Here is a 16,415-nt window from a genome sequence, read left to right as displayed (position 1 = left end):
CTGCAACATCACCAAGTGCTGCACCGAGGTCTGCCCCGAGCACATCAAGATCACCGACAACGCCCTGATCCCGATGAAGGAGCGGGTCGTGGGCCGCAAGTACGACCCGGTGGTGTGGCTCGGCAGCAAGCTCGGCATCGTGAAGAAGGGCCAGGACACCCCGTCCGCCTGACGTCCCCCCGACGGTTCTCGCGAACGTCCCCCGCCGCCCCGCGCGACGGGGGGCGTTCGCGTTTCCGCCGCTTCCGCTGCGGGGGCGGCGCTCTGGCATGCGGCGCCCCCGGAACACGGCGGGCGGCGTGCCCCCGGACCGCCGCCCGCCGCCCCCGCCGTTCCCCGAGGACACCGCGGACGCCGGAAGGCCGTCCGGTCGCGCACGCCGCGACCCACCCTGGCGCACGCGCGGCCGCGCGAGTAGGGAATAGTGCACATAACGCGAGATTGAAACGTGATTCTTTCCCGGGAGGCGGCCGGCGGGGAATCCCTTTAGCGTGGAGTTCATGAGCCCCCTCGAACCGGGTTCGTTCCTTGCCGACCTCACCCCGGCGGAACGCGCGGACCTGGAATCACGCGGCCGCGTCCGTGACTTCGCGCGGGGGGACACGCTGTTCACCGAGGGGGAGGAGCCCGGCTGGGTCGCGGTACTGCTGCGCGGCAGGGTGAAGGCGTTCTCCTACCACGAGCAGGGCGGCGAGGCGCTGCTGGCGGTCCGCGGGCCCGGCGCGGTGCTCGGCGAGGTCGCCGCGATCGACGGGCAGCCCCGGTCGGCGTCGGTGCAGGCCCTCGAACCGGTGCGGGCGCTCGCGGTCAGCGCGGACGAGTTCATGGCGTTCCTGCAGTCGCACGGCCGCGTCTCCATCATCATCATGCGGATGCTGTGCCAGCGCTGGCGCGACGCCGACCGCAAGCGCGTCGAGTTCGGCATGTTCGACGCCACCGGGCGGGTCGCGCAGCGGCTCGTCGAACTGGCCGAGCGGTTCGGGGTGCCGCACCGGACGGGCACCGGCGAGGAGAGCGTCCGCATCACGCTGAACCTGTCGCAGGAGGAGCTGGCCGGCTGGGTCGGCGCCTCCCGCGAGGCGGTCAGCAAGGCGCTGCGCACGCTCCGCCGGCACGGCTGGATCGAGACGGGCCGGCGGCGGCTGATCGTCCACGACCTGCAGGCCCTGCGCCGCCACGCGCGGTAGGCCGCCGAGCGCGGCGACCCCGGAGCGTCCCGCGCGGCCGGGCGGGCCGTACTCTGTGCAGGATGCAGCTACAGCAGCTCGCCTACTTCGTCGCGGTCGCGGAGGTGCGCCACTTCACGCAGGCCGCGGAGCTCCTGCGGGTCGCGCAGCCGTCGCTGTCCAAGCAGATCCGCGCGCTGGAGAGCGAGCTGAACGTCTCCCTGTTCCGGCGGGCGCGCGGCAACATCACCCTGACGCCCGCCGGCGAGGCGCTGCTGCCCCTGGCCAAGCGCATCCTGGCGGACGTCGACACGGCCCGCCTCGAAGTGCAGGAACTCGCCGGCCTCAAACGCGGCCGGGTGCGCCTCGGCGCCACCCCGTCCCTGTGCGCGGGCCTGCTGGCGGACGTCCTGCGCCGCTTCCACGACAGGTATCCGGGCATCCAGCTCATCGTCGAGGAGGGAGGCTCGCGCGACCTCGTCCGCGAGCTGACGCGCGGCTCCCTCGACCTGGCCCTGGTCATCCTGCCGCTGCAGGGCGACCCGCCCCTGGACACGACCCCGATCCTGCGCGAGTACCTGGTGGTGGCCTCGCCCGCGGAGCAGCGGTCGCTGCCGCGCCGCTCGTACCTGCGCATCGAGGATCTCCAGGACCGCCCCCTGGTGATGTTCCGCCCCGGATACGACCTGCGCGAGGCGACGATCAGCGCGTGCCGGGCCGCCGGGTTCGAGCCCAGGTTCGCCGTGGAGGGCGGCGAGATGGACGCCGTGCTCCGCTTCGTGGAGGTCGGCCTCGGGATCGCGGTCGTGCCCAGCATGGTCCTCGCCGGACGCCCCGGCCTGCGCGGAACGCCGCTCGTCCTGGCCGACGAGGAGGCGCGCCGCGGCCGCCACGGCCCCGGCCTCCTCCGCACCGTCGCCCTCGCCCACCGCAAGGACGTCGAGCTCACCCACGCCGCGCGCGCCTTCCAGGAGACCCTGCAGGCGTTCCTCGTGGAGGCCGGCGAGGCCGGCACCCTCCCCGCCGGCGTCGAGAACCTCGTCGACGCCTAGCTCCCGCGGTCCGTCGGGCCCGCAGTTTCTTCGGTCGCCTCCCCGGAACCGGAGGCGCGGTCAGGCGGTCAGCAGGTCCCGCAGCAGGCGCGCCCGGACGGCGTCGTCGTCGCCCTCGGGCAGGTGCCAGGGGCAGGCGACGTCGAGCGCGGCCACGCGACCGGTCGCCAGGATGCGGCGCACCGACGCGACCACCGCGTCGTAGGAGGGGCCTCCGCCCACCGGGAACTTGAGGCCCGGCAGGTCCTCCTTGTCGATGACGTCCACGTCGATGTGCAGGAGGAGCGGCCCGTCCGGCAGGGCCACGTCGTCCACCGGGCAGTGCCGCACCCGCGAGGACGCCAGGAACTCGGCCTCGGCCGGGTCCAGGTCGCGGGCGTCCACCAGCACGGCGCGGTCCTCGGGCAGGGGGCGCAGGCCGAGTGGGTCCGCCAGCAGTCCGGTGTCGGCGCCGAGGATCTGCCGCAGCGGCATCCCGCCGATGTAGCCGGAGGTCGAGCTCTCGACGGTGTGGATGTCGCCATGCGCGTCGAACCAGACGACGGCCGCGTCCACCCCGGCGCGCTGGAGACCGGCGAGGACGGCCTCCGAGGTCAGGCAGTCGCCGGAGACCACGGTGGGGCGGGTGCCGCCGGCGACCTGGTCGGCGACCTCGGCGGACACGAGCTCGAACAGGGCCGCGACGCGCTCCCACACGCCGCCTTCGGGCAGGTCGCGGGTGACCGGGACCACGTCGGGGCCCGGCAGGGGGAAGGACGAGTCGGGCAGCCGTTCGTCCTGGTGGTAGGGCACGAGTGTGATCATGCGTTCACCCTAGAACGGCCCCGCCCGGTACTCCGGGCGGGGCCGGGATCGGGGGCCCGTGCGGGCGCGCGTCAGCGCTTCCTGCCGCCGGCGGTCGCCTTCAGGTAGTCGCCGTTGAGGCGGCCGATGACGTCGAGCGGGATCTCCTTCGGGCAGACGGCGGTGCACTCGCCGGTGTTGGTGCAGCCGCCGAAGCCCTCCTCGTCGTGCGCCTCCAGCATGGACACGACGCGGTCCCAGCGCTCCGGCTGGCCCTGCGGCATCAGCCCCAGGTGGGTGATCTTGGCGCCGAGGAACAGCGCGGCCGAGCCGTTCGGGCAGGCCGCGACGCAGGCGCCGCAGCCGATGCACTCGGCGGCCTCGAACGCGCGGTCGGCGTCCGGCTTCGGCACCGGGGTCGAGTGCGCCTCCGGCGCGGTGCCGGTCGGCGCGGTGATGTAGCCGCCGGCCTGGATCACCCGGTCGAACGCCGAGCGGTCGACGACCAGGTCCTTCACGACCGGGAACGCCTTGGCCCGCCACGGCTCGACGTCGATGACCTCGCCGTCCCTGAACTTGCGCATGTGGAGCTGGCAGGTGGTGGTGGCCCGCTCCGGCCCGTGCGGCGTGCCGTTGATGACGAGGGAGCACATGCCGCAGATGCCCTCGCGGCAGTCGTGGTCGAACGCCACCGGCTCCTCGCCCTCGGCGATGAGCTTCTCGTTCAGGACGTCCAGCATCTCCAGGAACGAGGCGTCGGGGGAGATGTCGTCGAGCTTGTACTCGACCATCCTGCCCTCGTCCTGGGGGCCGCTCTGGCGCCAGACGCGCAGTGTGAGCTTCATGATTACGTGTACGACCTCTGCTACTTGTACGACCGCTGCGTCGGCTTGACGTATTCGAAGTCCAGGACCTCCTTGTGGAGGATGGGCTGCTCGCCCTCCCCGGCCCACTCCCAGGCGGCGACGTAGCCGAAGTTCTCGTCGTCCCGCTTGGCCTCGCCGTCCTCGTCCTGGCTCTCGGCCCGGAAGTGGCCGCCGCAGGACTCGGTGCGGTGCAGCGCGTCGATGACCATCAGCTCGGCCAGCTCGAAGAAGTCGGCGACGCGGCCGGCCTTCTCCAGCTGCTGGTTCAGCTCCTCGCCCCTGCCGGTCACCTTGACCCGCGTCCAGAACTCCTCGCGCAGCGCCGGGATCAGCTCCAGGGCCTTGCGGAGCCCCTCCTCGGTGCGCTCCATCCCGCAGTACTCCCACATGATGTGGCCGAGCTCGCGGTGGAAGGAGTCGACGGAGCGGTCCCCGTCGATCGACAGCAGCTTCTCGATCCGGGTGCGCACCCGCTCCTCGGCCTCGCTGATCGCGGTCTCGGCGACCGGCGGGAGCTGGTTGCGGGCGATGTAGTCGCCGATGGTGTTCGGGAGGACGAAGTACCCGTCCGCCAGGCCCTGCATCAGCGCGGACGCGCCGAGCCGGTTCGCGCCGTGGTCGGAGAAGTTCGCCTCGCCGATCACGAACAGGCCCGGGATCGAGGACTCCAGGTCGTAGTCCACCCACAGGCCGCCCATCGTGTAGTGGACGGCGGGGTAGATGCGCATCGGCGTCTCGTACGGGTTCTCGCCGGTGATGCGCTCGTACATCTGGAAGAGGTTGCCGTACTTGGCCTCGACCTGGTCGCGGCCGAGCCGCTCGATCGCGTCGGCGAAGTCGAGGTAGACGCCGAGCCCGCCGGGGCCGACGCCGCGTCCCTCGTCGCAGACGTTCTTCGCCGCGCGGGACGCGATGTCGCGCGGCACGAGGTTGCCGAAGGACGGGTAGATGCGCTCCAGGTAGTAGTCGCGCTCGTCCTCGGGGATGTCGTACGGCTTGCGCGTGTCGCCGGCCTTCTTCGGCACCCACACCCGGCCGTCGTTGCGCAGCGACTCCGACATGAGCGTCAGCTTGGACTGGTGGTCGCCGCTGACCGGGATGCACGTCGGGTGGATCTGCGTGTAGCAGGGGTTGGCGAACAGGGCGCCGTGCCGGTGGGCGCGCCAGGACGCGGTGACGTTCGAGCCCATCGCGTTCGTGGACAGGAAGTACACGTTGCCGTAGCCGCCGGACGCCAGCACGACCGCGTCCGCCGTGTAGTGCTTGATCTCGCCGTTGATGAGATCGCGGACGACGACGCCGCGCGCCCGCCCGTCCTCCATGATCAGGTCGAGCATCTCGTGCCGCGGGTACAGCTCGACGTTGCCGGCGTCCACCTGCCGCATCAGCGCCTGGTAGGCGCCGAGCAGCAGCTGCTGGCCCGTCTGCCCGCGGGCGTAGAAGGTGCGGGAGACCTGCGTGCCGCCGAACGAGCGGTTGTCGAGCAGGCCGCCGTACTCGCGGGCGAACGGGACGCCCTGCGCGACGCACTGGTCGATGATGTTCCGGGAGATGTCGGCGAGCCGGTACACGTTCGACTCGCGGGAGCGGAAGTCGCCGCCCTTCACCGTCTCGTAGAACAGCCGGTACACGCTGTCGCCGTCGTTGCGGTAGTTCTTCGCGGCGTTGATGCCGCCCTGCGCGGCGATCGAGTGGGCGCGGCGCGGGGAGTCCTGGAAGCAGAACTGGATGACGTGGTAGCCGGCCTCGCCGAGCGTCGCGCCCGCGGAGCCGCCCGCCAGCCCGGTGCCGATGATGATGATCTTCTTCTTGCGCTTGTTGGCCGGGTTGACCTGCTTGGCGGTGAACTTGCGCGTCGTCCAGCGGTCCTCGATGGGGCCCTTGGGCGCCTTGGTGTCGGCGATCGGCTCGCCGGTCCTGTAGAAGCTGTCGGTCATGGTCAGCTCACCCATCCGAACGTGATGGAGACGGGGACCGCGACGAAGCCGAGCGTGATCAGGGCGGCGGTGGTCGCGGCGAGGCCCCGCAGGGCGTTGTGGCTGCGCGGGCTGCGCAGGCCGAGCGTCTGGAACGCGCTCCAGATGCCGTGGTTGAGGTGCAGGCCGACGAGGAGGACGGCGGCGACGTACCAGACGGTGATGTACCAGCGGGACGGGTCGAAGTCGGCGACCATCCGCTCGTACGGGGTGGCGTCGGCGCCCTCGGGGTTCACGACGAAGAACGTGAGGTCCAGCAGGTGCCAGATGACGTAGACGGCGATGATGACGCCGCCGTAGCGCATCGTGCGGGCCGCGTAGCCCTGCGCGTGCGACTTCTTCCTCGACCGGTACTTCACCGGGCGCGCGGCCGAGGCGCGGCGGGCGAGCGACACCGCCGACCACATGTGCAGGGCGACCGAGACGGCCAGCACGACCTCGATGAGGGTCAGGACGGCCCGGTGCGGTACCGCGGGCTCACCGATCGTGCGGAGCCAGTGCGCGTAGTGGTTGAAGTCCTCCGCGCCCATGAAGATCTTCAGGTTGCCCACCATGTGCGCGACCAGGTACAGCACGAGGACGCCGCCGGTCACCGCCATGACGGCCTTCTTGCCGACGGTCGATCGGTAGATCGCAGGTATCGCTATAGCCACGACCTGCACCGTATGTCCGGATTGGAGAATAGTTCCAAGTCATCAGCGCACTCGTGGCGATAGCCGCAGGCTATGAACGCACGCCGCGCCGACCTTGTGTCCGTTCCGTAACGTTCCGCGCGGTGAGTGATCTCACAGCGTTACCGGGAACTCCGGAAACGAGTGACCCAGAAGACATTGACCGAGGTCAGCGGCTTGTGCTCAGCGGGGGGCTCAACCCTGTCCGGGCTGCCGGGACAGCAGCAGGACGGCGAGGTCGTCGGTCAGGGCGTCCCCGTTGAGGCGCTCCACCTCGGTCACCAGGTCGTCGATCAGCGCGCGCCCGGTGGCGCCCCGGGCGCGCGCCGCCCGGGCCAGTTCGACGAGGCCGTCGGTGCCGAGGCGGTCGGAGCCGTCGCCGACCCGGCCCTCGATCAGGCCGTCGGTGTAGAGCATCAGGCTCCAGGACTCGCCGAGGTCGATCTCGGTGGTCGGCCACTCGGCGCCCGGCAGCAGGCCGAGCGCGGGGCCGTGCGCGTACTCCGGCAGCGCCGCGACCTCGCCGTCCTCGCCGAGGGCGCCGCGGAACAGCAGCGGCGGCGGATGCCCGGCGAGGTGCATCCGCGCGGTCCGCCGGGACGGCGCGATCGTGATCATGCAGAGCGTGGTGAAGATCTCCTCGCTGCGCCGCTCGTGCCCGAGGACGGTGTCGAGGGTGCCGAGGAGCTGCTCGCCGGTGTGCCCGGCGAGCACGAGCGTCCGCCAGGCCATGCGGAGCTGGACGCCGAGTGCCGCCTCGTCCGGGCCGTGCCCGCAGACGTCCCCGATCATCAGGTGGACGGCGCCGCCCTCGGTCTGCACGGTGTCGTAGAAGTCGCCGCCGAGCAGGGCGCGCCGGCGGCCGGGCCGGTACCGGGTGTGGTGCCGCAGCGCCGGGTCGTCGATGAGCGGGACGGGCAGCAGCCCGCGCTCCAGCCGGGCGTTCTCCCGGCCGAGGATGCGGGCCTCGACGAGCCGCCGCTCGGCCTCCTCCGAGCGCTTGCGCTCGATGGCGTAGCGGATCGCGCGGGCCAGCAGCGGCGCGTCGACCTCCTGCTTGACCAGGTAGTCCTCGGCGCCGGCGGCGACCGCCTGCACGCCGAGGTGCGCGTCGTCCAGGCCGGTGAGGACGATGACGGCGGCCGGCCCGGACAGCGCCAGCACCTGCCGCAGCCCGTCCAGCCGGTCGATGCCGGGGGCGGACAGGTCGACGATGATGCACTGGGTGCGCCGCGTCAGCGACCGCCGCGCGGCGGCGAGGTCGGACGCGACGGTGATCTCGACGTCCACGCCGCTCTCGGCGAGCATCTTCTCGACCATGCGGACGTCGGAGGGGTCGTCGTCGATGAGGAGCAGGTCGATCCTGTCCTCGGTACCCGTCGTGTAGGGGGACGACGGACGGCTGGGCATCTGATGGCTGAGCGTGCTCACAGGGCTTCCGGAAGTCGGGCTGACGGCACTGGCAACGGCCGGTAACGTCCCGCTTATTCCCGCGGCCGCGGGTGGGCGCGACGGACCGCGCCGGGGCAGCGGCATTGGCCTAGCCGCCAGGGTCCCGGCTCAAGGAGCGGAGGAAGCGTCGCTCCGTACGTCCCAGACCTTAGCGTGTCCTCACCTCGCGGCGCACCCCCTGAGCGCGTCCCGATGAGTATTTCCGGCCTGTCCGAAACCGATCGGCGCAGGTGAAAAACCAGTCGAACTTTCGGTGTTCCGCCGCATAACCTGCGTCGAGTGAAGCCGTTGCCGGAAAAGGATCCCGGCCGGCCAGATCACCGGACACCCGCGCGCTACCTGCTCTGGCTGCTGCGCGCCCAATGGCGCAGCGTCTCCGCCGGCGCGTCCCTCGGCGTGGTCTGGATGCTCGGCCAGGCCCTCATGCCCGCCGCGATCGGCCGCGCCATCGGCGACGGCCTCGCGGCGCGGGACGAGCGCGCCCTCCTCACCTGGTCCGGCGCGCTGCTCGGCCTCGGCGTCGTGCAGGCCGCCGCGGGCGCCGCCCGGCACCGGTTCGCCGTGTTCAACTGGCTCGCGGCCGCCTACCGGACGGTCCAGATCGTCACCCGGCAGGCGACCCGGCTCGGCGGGACCCTGCCGAAGCGGCTGAGCGCGGGCGAGGTGGTGAGCATCGGCCTGTCCGACGTGTCGCACATCGGGGACGCCCTCGACATCGTGTCGCGCGGGTCGGGCGCCGTCGTCGCGATCATCGCCGTCGCCGCCATCCTGCTGAGCGCGTCGCCGCCGCTCGGGCTGATCGTGCTGGTCGGCGTCCCGCTGATCCTGGCGATCGCGGCGCCGCTGCTGCGCCCCTACCGCGACCGCGAGCTCGCCCACCGCGAACTGGTCGGCGAGCTGAGCACGCACGCCACCGACCTGGTCGCGGGGCTGCGCGTCCTGCGCGGCATCGGCGGGGAGGCGCTGTTCTCCGCCCGCTACCGGGCCGAGTCGCAGCGGGTGCGCGGCGCCGGGGTGGCGGTCGCGCGGGCCGAGACCCGGATGAACGGGGCCGAGGTCCTGCTGCCCGGCCTGCTGATCGCGCTGGTGACCTGGGTCGGCGCCCGGTTCGCCGCCGACCGGACGATCGGCGTCGGCGAGCTGGTCGCCTTCTACGGCTACGCGGTGTTCCTGATCGTCCCGCTGAAGACGCTCGGCGAGGCCGCCGGCAAGATCACCAAGGGGCTGGTCGCGGCGGGCCGGGTGACCGCGCTGCTGGCGATCGACCCCGAGCTGCCGGCCGCCGGCACGGCCCGGCCGGCGGCGCCCGCGGAGCTGGTCGACATCGCGTCCGGGCTGGTCGTGCGGCCGGGGCGGGTGACCGCGATCGCGGCGGGCGACCCGCGCGACGCGCAGGCCGTCGCCGACCGGCTCGGCCGCTACGCCGGCGGCGACGTCGACTTCGGCGGCCTCCCGCTGCACGAGGTCGCGGACATCCGCGAGCGGATCCTCGTCGCCGTCAACGAGGACCGCCTCTTCGCCGGGCCGCTGGGCGAGTCCCTGGCACCGGACGGCGACGAGGCGGCGCTGCGGGCCGCGATCCGCGCCGCCTGCGCCGAGGACGTCGTCGCCTCGGTCGGCCTGGACGCGCACGTGGCCGAGGCCGGGCGGGAGTTCTCCGGCGGCCAGCGGCAGCGCCTCCGGCTGGCGCGGGCGCTCGCCGCCGACCCCGAGGTCCTCATCCTGGTGGAGCCGACCAGCGCGGTGGACGCGCACACCGAGGCCCGCATCGCCGAGCGGCTCGGCCGGGCGCGCGCGGGCCGCACCACCGTGGTCTGCACGACCAGCCCGCTGATGCTGGACCGCGCCGACCACGTCGCCTTCCTCGAGGACGGGGTCGTCGTCGCCGAAGGACGGCACCGCGACCTGCTCGACGAGGACCCGCGCTACGCGGCCGCGGTCACCCGCGGCGAGGCGGTGCGGGGAGAGGCGGAGAGGCCGGTGAGCCCGTGAGCGCCGAGATCCTGCCGATCGCGACGCCCGCGCAGGTGCGGGCGTACGCGCGGCGGCTCGTCCTGCGCCATCCGCGCGCCCTCGCCGGGATGCTGGCGCTGCACGCGCTCGCCGCCGCGGCGGGCCTGGTGACGCCCCGGCTGCTCGGCGCGCTCGTCGAGGACGTCCGCGACGGCCGCGCCGCCGTCGACACCACCGGCCTCGCCATCGCCGGGTTCGTGATCGCGCAGGGCGTGCTGATCCGGTACGCCTACCTCGCGTCCGCGAAGCTCGGGGAGCGGGTGCTGGCCGAGCTGCGGGAGGAGTTCGTCGACCGGGTGCTGGAGCTGCCGCTGTCCACGGTGGAGCGGGCGGGCACCGGCGACCTGGTGACCCGCGCGTCCCGCGACGTGGACACGCTGAGCACGTCGGTCCGGTACGCGATGCCGGAGACGCTCGTCGCGGTCGTCGTGGGCGGGTTCACGCTCGGCGCGCTGCTGCTGAACGGGCCGCTAGTGGCGCTGCCCGTGCTGGTCTCCGTCCCGTCCCTGGTCGCGGTGATGCGCTGGTACCTGCCCCGCGCGCACCGCGGCTACCTGCGGGAGAACGAGGCGTGGGCGCGGATCGCGGAGGGGCTCACCGAGACCGTCCAGGGCGCCCGCACCGTCGAGGCCCTCGGCCTCGCCGAACGCCGGCACCGCCGCGGCGACGCCGACATCGCGTCCTCCTACAGGGCCGAGCGGTACACGCTGCGGCTGCGCACGGTCCTGTTCCCCGTGGCCGAGCTGAGCTTCGTCCTGCCCGTGGTCGCGACGCTCCTGGCCGGCGGCCTCCTCTACCTCCACGGCATGGCGACGCTCGCGCAGGTGACCGCCGCGACCCTCTACGCGCAGCTGCTCATCGAGCCGGTCGACACCATGCTCTCCTGGCTGGACGAGCTGCAGCTCGGCAGCGCGTCGCTGGCCCGGCTGCTCGGCGTCGGGAACGTCCCGCCGGACCGGACCCCGAACGGGCGGCGGCCGTCCGGGGAACGGCTCGCGGCGCGCGGCGTCCGCTACGCCTACCGGCCCGGCGACGACGTCCTGCACGGCGTGGACCTCGACCTGCGGCCCGGCGAGCGCCTCGCGGTGGTCGGGCCGAGCGGCGCGGGCAAGTCCACCCTCGGCCGCCTGCTCGCCGGGGTGGACGGCCCGCGCTCCGGCTCCGTCACGGTCGGCGGCGTCCCGCTGGTCGAGCTGCCGCTGGACGGGCTGCGCCGCGAGGTCGCCCTCGTCACGCAGGAGCACCACGTGTTCCGCGGCACGCTCCGGGAGAACCTGCTGATGGCCCGCGCGGACGCGTCCGACGACGACATCCGCCGGGTGCTCGCGGCCGTCGACTGGGACGGCCCCGGCCTGGACACCGTCGTCGGCTCCGGCGGCGCGGCGCTGACGCCCGCGCAGGCGCAGCAGCTCGCGCTGGCCAGGCTCGTCCTCGCCGACCCGCACACGCTCGTGCTGGACGAGGCGACGTCGCTGCTCGACCCGCGCGCGGCGCGCCGCCTCGAACGCTCGCTCGCCGCCGTCCTGGACGGCCGGACCGTCGTGGTGATCGCGCACCGCCTCCACACCGCGCACGACGCCGACCGCGTGGCGGTAGTGGAGGACGGCCGCATCACCGAACTGGGCACCCACGAGGACCTGCTGGCCGCGCAAGGCTCCTACGCGGCCCTATGGCGCTCCTGGCACGGCGGCTCGACCACCTAGCCGTCCTCGTCGGCGGGGGGTCAGCCGGAGAGGGCCGACTTCAGGTAATCGATCTGGATGTGCAGGAGGTTCTCTGCGACCACCTCTTGCGGGGTCATGTGGGTCACTCCCGACAGGGGCAGGACCGTGTGCGGGCGGCCCGCCGCCAGCAGGGCGGACGACAGGCGGAGGGTGTGGGCGGCCACCACGTTGTCGTCCGCCAGGCCGTGGATGATCATCAGCGGGCGCTTCAGCTCGGCGGCCCGCTCGATCAGGGAGTTCGCGGCGTAGTTCTCCGGCTCCTCGTCCGGGTGCCCCAGGTAGCGCTCGGTGTAGTGGGTGTCGTACAGGCGCCAGTCGGTGACGGGGGCGCCCGCGATGCCCGCGTGGAAGACGTCCGGGCGGTGCAGCACGGCGAGGCCCGCGAGCCAGCCGCCGAACGACCAGCCGCGGATGCCGACGCGGTCGAGGTCGAGCGCGGCCGGGTGCCTGCGCGCCGCCTCGATCAGCGCGGTGATCTGGTCGTCCAGGACGGGGCCGACGAAGTCGCCGCGCACCGCGCGGTCCCACGCCGGGCCGCGCGCCGGGGTGCCGCGGCCGTCGGCGATGACGACGGCGAAGCCCTGGTCGGCGAGCCACTGCGGCTCGCAGAACATCCGCTGGACGGCGAGCACGCGCTGGGCGTGCGGCCCGCCGTAGGGGTCCATGAGGACGGGCAGGCGGCCCTGGTCGGGCGTCCACCCGGTCGGCAGCAGCACGGCGGTGCGGATCTCCCGGTCGCCGGCGCGCAGCAGCTCCACCCGCGGGGTGATCACCGGGGTCTCGGCGAACGAGGCGACCGGGTGCGTCCCGGCCGGCGTGCGCACCTCGATCTGCGCGCCGGGGGCGTCGAGCCGCGCGCCCGTCACCACGGTGACGCCGCCGGAGCGGACGCCGCCGAAGACGCCCTGCCCCTCGGTCAGCCGCGACACCTCGCCCGCCTCCCAGGAGTACAGGTGGATCTCGGTGGGCTCCTCCGAGGCGGTGAACAGGATCGACTCGCCGTCCACCCCGAGCACCGCGCGGACCTGCAGCCCGGCGGGCGTCACCGGCTTGCCCGCGACGGTGATGCGGCGCGTGTCGGTGTCGCGGTCCTCGGTCGTCCAGACGAGGTCGCCGGAGTCGGTCCGGGCGGGCAGGCCGGGGACGATGTCCGTCCACACCGGATCGTGCTCGGTGTGCACGAGAGACGTCTCGCCGTTGGACGGGTCGACGCTCAGCACCCGCTGCGAGCGCTGGTCGCGCGGCTGCACGACGATCAGCAGGCCGTGCCGGTCCCAGGAGGCGGCCACGAAGTAGGGGAACATGCCGCGGTCCCAAGCGACGCCGGTGCGGCGGCCGTCCACCTTGAGCAGCGCCAGCGACACCAGCGCGTTCGGCGTGCCGGCGGCCGGGTAGGCGATCTCGGACGGCGGCCGGTCGGGGTTCGCGGGGTCGGCGATGTGCCAGCGCTGCACCGGCGTCTCGTCCACCCGGGCGACCAGCAGGGACCCGCCGTCGGGCGACCACCAGTGGCCGCGCATCCGGTCCATCTCCTCCGCGGCGACGAACTCGGCGAGGCCGTAGGAGATCTGGTCGGACTCCGGCCGGACGAGCGCCCGGTCGTCGGTGCCGTCCATCTCGATCAGCCGCAGCGTCCGGCCCGACACGTAGGCGACCCGCCGCCCGGCCGGGTCGGGGCGCGGGTCGAACACGGGCGCCTGCGCGGGCAGCTCGCGGACCAGCGCGGTGTCGAGGTCGGCGACGTAGAGGCGCCCGGCCAGGGTGAACACGGCCTGCCTCATGGCCCGGTCGGTCGCGTAGCCGACGATGCCGCCCGCCTGCTCGCGGGCCCGCTCGCGCCGGGCGCGCTCCTCGGCGGGCAGGTTCTCCTCCCCGGGGACGTCCAGCGCGGCCGGGTCGGCGACGCACCGCTCCTCGCCGGTCGCGGCGTCCAGCGTCCACAGGCAGGTGACCGGGTCGTCGCCCGCCCTGGTGCGCAGGAAGACGACGCGCGACTCGTCCGGCGCGATCTGGAAGGCGCGCGGGACGCCGAGGCTGAACCGTCGGGTGCGGGCGCTCTGCCGCGGGTAGCTGATGCTCATGGCATCCGAGTCTGCCAGGATGCCGGTGAAGCACGGCGCACGGCGGCCTCCTGCCCCTATGATCACGGGTCGTCGCGTGGTGGACGGGGAATATCCCGTGCCCGGGTCCGCGCTCGCGTAAGCTCAAAGCTTCCCCAAGCACTCATTTCATCGCGGGCTGAGGAGTGGTCAATGCCGGAGCTGCAGCCGGGAGATCCCCGGCGGCTTGGCTCGTACGAGATCGTCGAACGGCTCGGCGAGGGCGGCCAGGGCGTCGTCTACGCCGGCGTGGACGCCTCCGGGAACCGGGCCGCGATCAAACTCCTCCGCGCCGACCTGGCCGGGGACACCATGGCCCGCACCCGGTTCGTCCGCGAGGCGCAGGCGGCCAAGCAGGTCGCGCGGTTCTGCACCGCGCAGGTCCTGGAGGCCGACGTCGCGGGCGACCAGCCGTACATCGCCAGCGAGTACGTGCCGGGCCCGTCGCTGTACAAGCAGGTCACCGAGAGCGGCCCGATCGGCGGCGCCGCGCTCGACCGGCTCGCGATCGGCACCGCGACCGCCCTGGTGGCGATCCACCAGGCCGGCATCGTGCACCGCGACTTCAAGCCGCACAACGTCATCATGGCGCCGGACGGGCCGCGGGTGATCGACTTCGGCATCGCGCGCGCCCTCGACACCGGGCAGACGAACGCGACCAAGGCGATCGGCACGCCGTCCTACATGGCCCCCGAGCAGGTCGCGGGCGCGACGCTCACCGAGGCCGTGGACGTCTGGGCGTGGGCCACGACCATGGTGTTCGCCGCGACCGGGCGCCCGCCGTTCGGCGACGACACCGTCGTCGCGGTCATCAACCGGGTGATGCACGAGCCGCCCGTGCTGGACGGCGTCCCCGCCGACCTGCACCGGCTCATCGCCGCCTGCCTGGCCAAGGAGCCGGAGCGGCGGCCGACCGCGCAGCAGATCATGATGGCGCTGATCGGCAGCGGCCCGGGCGGCGCCGGGCAGACCCGGATGGACCCGGCGCAGGCCGACACGATGCTCGCGGAGGGCTCCACGCTCGCCGCGGGCGGCGCGGCGGGGCTGGGCGCGGCCGGGATGATGGCGGGCTCCACCCACCCCGGCGGCCCCGGCGGCGGGACGCGCCGCGTCTCACCGTCGGAGTACACCGGTGACCTGCCGCCCGCCGGCCCCCCGTACGGCGCCGACCGGGCCCGGTACGGCGACTGGGAGCCCGAGCGCAAGTCCAAGTGGCCGATCGTCGCGGCCGTCGCCGCGATCCTCGTGCTGGCGCTCGTGGTCGGCGTGTACGCGGCGACCCGGGGCGGGGACGAGAGCCCGAACGCGCCGGTCACGCCGTCGGTCACCGACTCCGGGACGGTCTCGGAGGCCCCGACGACCGAGGAGCCGGAGCAGCCGACCCCGACCCGCACCAGGACGCGGCAGACCGCGCCGCCGCCGCGGACGTCCGAGCCGACGCGGCAGCCGACGACCAGCGCGCCGCCCACGAACGAGCCGACGACCAGCGCGCCGCCGACGAGCGGGCCGCCGACCACCGGCGGCGGCGGGGGAGGCGGCGACGACGGCGGCGACGGTGACGGCGGCGGCACCGGAGCGGGCGGCGGAGGCGGCGGCCCGGGCACCGGCGGGGGCCGCTGAGCCGGCCCGCCGGCGCCGCCCCGCGGGGCGCGGGGCAGGGCGGTCATCGCCGTGCCGCCGGGCTCTGAGTAGGCTCGTTGACTATGAAGGAGCCGCGGATCCTGTTCGTCCACGCCCATCCGGACGACGAGTCCATCGGGACCGGGGCGACCATGGCCAAGTACGCCGCCGAGGGAGCCCACGTATGCCTCGTCACCTGCACTCTAGGTGAGGAGGGGGAGGTCATCCCGGAGGAGCTGCGCCACCTGGCGTCCGACAAGGAGGACGCCCTCGGCGAGTACCGCATCGGGGAGCTCGCCGCCGCCTGCGCGGCGCTCGGCGTGCGCGACCACCGCTTCCTCGGCGGCGCCGGGCGGTGGCGCGACTCCGGCATGATGGGCGCCCCCACCAACGACGACCCGCGCTGCTTCTGGCGCGCGGACCTCGACACGGCCGCCGCGGACCTCGTCGCGGTCATCCGGGAGGTCCGGCCGCAGGTGATCGTCACCTACGACGAGCGCGGCAACTACGGGCACCCCGACCACATCCAGGCGCACCGCGTCGCCTGGCGGGCGTTCGAACTGGCCGCCGACCCCGCGTTCGAGGACGGCGCGGAGCCGTGGCGGGCCGCCAAGTTCTACGCCTACGCCACGCCCCGGACCGTCCTCGCGCGGGCGATCGCGGTGATGCGGGAGGCGAAGCTGCCGTTCGCGCGCGTCGCCGGGCTGGACGAGCTGGGCTCCGGCGTCCCCGACGGGCAGGTCACGACGGTCGTGGACGCCCGCGCCCACCTGCCCGCCAAGATCGCCGCGCTGCGCGCCCACCGCACCCAGATCGTCGTCGCGCCCGACGAGGTGGGGCCGTTCTTCGCGCTGTCGAACAACCTCGGCCAGCAGGCGTTCGGCACCGAGTACTTCATCCTGCAGGCGGGGGAGCTGGGCCCGGTCGGCCCCGGCCGCCGCGAGCGGGACCTGTTCGCGGGCCTGCGGGACGCGCACGACTCGATACCCTGAC

Annotated in this window: 12 protein-coding genes and 1 pseudogene; 7 read left to right on the top strand and 6 right to left on the bottom strand. The window is 73.7% G+C overall.

Translation table 11 applies throughout. The features are described from left to right. The 3 genes and pseudogenes from ACIWVC_RS24940 to ACIWVC_RS24930 all read left to right on the top strand — a co-directional run. A pseudogene (locus ACIWVC_RS24940) lies at nt 1-172 on the top strand (succinate dehydrogenase/fumarate reductase iron-sulfur subunit); the annotation flags it as partial. Between the two features lie 328 nt (nt 173-500). Then, on the top strand, nt 501-1,187 hold the full coding sequence (locus ACIWVC_RS24935; RefSeq protein WP_396446601.1) for a Crp/Fnr family transcriptional regulator: 687 nt from the start codon (nt 501-503) through the stop codon (nt 1,185-1,187). A 62-nt stretch (nt 1,188-1,249) separates the two neighbouring features. Next, entirely contained in the window at nt 1,250-2,218 is a 969-nt protein-coding gene (locus ACIWVC_RS24930; RefSeq protein ID WP_396446602.1) for a LysR family transcriptional regulator, read from the top strand. Nucleotides 2,219-2,278: 60 nt separating this feature from the next. Here the strand turns inward: ACIWVC_RS24930 and ACIWVC_RS24925 are convergent, their stop codons facing one another. The 5 genes from ACIWVC_RS24925 to ACIWVC_RS24905 all read right to left on the bottom strand — a co-directional run bounded on the left by ACIWVC_RS24925 (nt 2,279) and on the right by ACIWVC_RS24905 (nt 7,924). Further along, the gene (locus ACIWVC_RS24925; RefSeq protein ID WP_396446603.1) at nt 2,279-3,022 is read right to left on the bottom strand and encodes an arginase family protein; all 744 of its coding nucleotides are present in this window, start codon (nt 3,020-3,022) and stop codon (nt 2,279-2,281) included. Between the two features lie 71 nt (nt 3,023-3,093). Then, nucleotides 3,094-3,846, bottom strand: coding sequence for a succinate dehydrogenase/fumarate reductase iron-sulfur subunit (locus ACIWVC_RS24920; RefSeq protein WP_396446604.1), 753 nt, complete (start codon nt 3,844-3,846; stop codon nt 3,094-3,096). Between the two features lie 20 nt (nt 3,847-3,866). Further along, nucleotides 3,867-5,804, bottom strand: a complete 1,938-nt coding sequence (locus ACIWVC_RS24915) for a fumarate reductase/succinate dehydrogenase flavoprotein subunit (protein WP_396446624.1) — start codon at nt 5,802-5,804, stop codon at nt 3,867-3,869. Nucleotides 5,805-5,806: 2 nt separating this feature from the next. Then, nucleotides 5,807-6,496 (bottom strand): succinate dehydrogenase cytochrome b subunit, encoded by a 690-nt coding sequence (locus ACIWVC_RS24910; RefSeq protein WP_396446605.1) that lies wholly within the window; start codon nt 6,494-6,496, stop codon nt 5,807-5,809. Nucleotides 6,497-6,709: 213 nt separating this feature from the next. Beyond that, a complete protein-coding gene (locus ACIWVC_RS24905; RefSeq protein WP_396446606.1) occupies nt 6,710-7,924 on the bottom strand; it encodes a PP2C family protein-serine/threonine phosphatase in 1,215 nt (404 codons plus the stop codon). A gap of 321 nt (nt 7,925-8,245) precedes the next feature. Between ACIWVC_RS24905 and ACIWVC_RS24900 the strand changes: the two genes are divergently transcribed. Together ACIWVC_RS24900 and ACIWVC_RS24895 are read left to right on the top strand one after the other, a co-directional pair. Beyond that, complete coding sequence (locus ACIWVC_RS24900; RefSeq protein WP_396446607.1) at nt 8,246-9,958, top strand: ABC transporter transmembrane domain-containing protein; 1,713 nt, start codon at nt 8,246-8,248, stop codon at nt 9,956-9,958. Then, entirely contained in the window at nt 9,955-11,682 is a 1,728-nt protein-coding gene (locus tag ACIWVC_RS24895) for an ABC transporter ATP-binding protein (RefSeq protein WP_396446608.1), read from the top strand. Before ACIWVC_RS24900 ends, ACIWVC_RS24895 begins: the two co-directional genes overlap by 4 nt. A 20-nt stretch (nt 11,683-11,702) precedes the next feature. Here ACIWVC_RS24895 and ACIWVC_RS24890 read toward each other — a convergent pair whose 3' ends face one another. Further along, nucleotides 11,703-13,784 (bottom strand): prolyl oligopeptidase family serine peptidase, encoded by a 2,082-nt coding sequence (locus ACIWVC_RS24890; RefSeq protein ID WP_396446609.1) that lies wholly within the window; start codon nt 13,782-13,784, stop codon nt 11,703-11,705. Nucleotides 13,785-13,955: 171 nt separating this feature from the next. Between ACIWVC_RS24890 and ACIWVC_RS24885 the strand changes: the two genes are divergently transcribed. Further along, nucleotides 13,956-15,422: a protein kinase gene (locus tag ACIWVC_RS24885; protein ID WP_396446610.1), complete on the top strand. Its 1,467-nt coding sequence runs from the start codon at nt 13,956-13,958 to the stop codon at nt 15,420-15,422. Between the two features lie 83 nt (nt 15,423-15,505). Next, the gene (gene mshB / locus ACIWVC_RS24880; protein ID WP_396446611.1) at nt 15,506-16,414 is read left to right on the top strand and encodes an N-acetyl-1-D-myo-inositol-2-amino-2-deoxy-alpha-D-glucopyranoside deacetylase; all 909 of its coding nucleotides are present in this window, start codon (nt 15,506-15,508) and stop codon (nt 16,412-16,414) included. The last annotated feature ends 1 nt before the right edge of the window (nt 16,415 follow it).

Source organism: Actinomadura sp. (assembly GCF_044508335.1).
Classification (GTDB): domain Bacteria; phylum Actinomycetota; class Actinomycetes; order Streptosporangiales; family Streptosporangiaceae; genus Spirillospora.
Note: the sequence above shows the minus strand (reverse complement) of the source record. Positions and strands in the feature narration are given on the sequence as shown.

Bases quoted from the DNA above. Each gene is read 5' to 3' on its own strand.
- mshB (WP_396446611.1), top strand. From the start codon at position 15,506: ATGAAGGAGCCGCGGATCCTGTTCGTCCACGCCCATCCGGACGACGAG.
- ACIWVC_RS24920 (WP_396446604.1), bottom strand. From the start codon at position 3,846: ATGAAGCTCACACTGCGCGTCTGGCGCCAGAGCGGCCCCCAGGACGAG.
- ACIWVC_RS24930 (WP_396446602.1), top strand. From the start codon at position 1,250: ATGCAGCTACAGCAGCTCGCCTACTTCGTCGCGGTCGCGGAGGTGCGC.
- ACIWVC_RS24935 (WP_396446601.1), top strand. From the start codon at position 501: ATGAGCCCCCTCGAACCGGGTTCGTTCCTTGCCGACCTCACCCCGGCG.
- ACIWVC_RS24885 (WP_396446610.1), top strand. From the start codon at position 13,956: ATGCCGGAGCTGCAGCCGGGAGATCCCCGGCGGCTTGGCTCGTACGAG.
- ACIWVC_RS24905 (WP_396446606.1), bottom strand. From the start codon at position 7,924: ATGCCCAGCCGTCCGTCGTCCCCCTACACGACGGGTACCGAGGACAGG.
- ACIWVC_RS24890 (WP_396446609.1), bottom strand. From the start codon at position 13,784: ATGAGCATCAGCTACCCGCGGCAGAGCGCCCGCACCCGACGGTTCAGC.
- ACIWVC_RS24925 (WP_396446603.1), bottom strand. From the start codon at position 3,022: ATGATCACACTCGTGCCCTACCACCAGGACGAACGGCTGCCCGACTCG.
- ACIWVC_RS24915 (WP_396446624.1), bottom strand. From the start codon at position 5,804: ATGACCGACAGCTTCTACAGGACCGGCGAGCCGATCGCCGACACCAAG.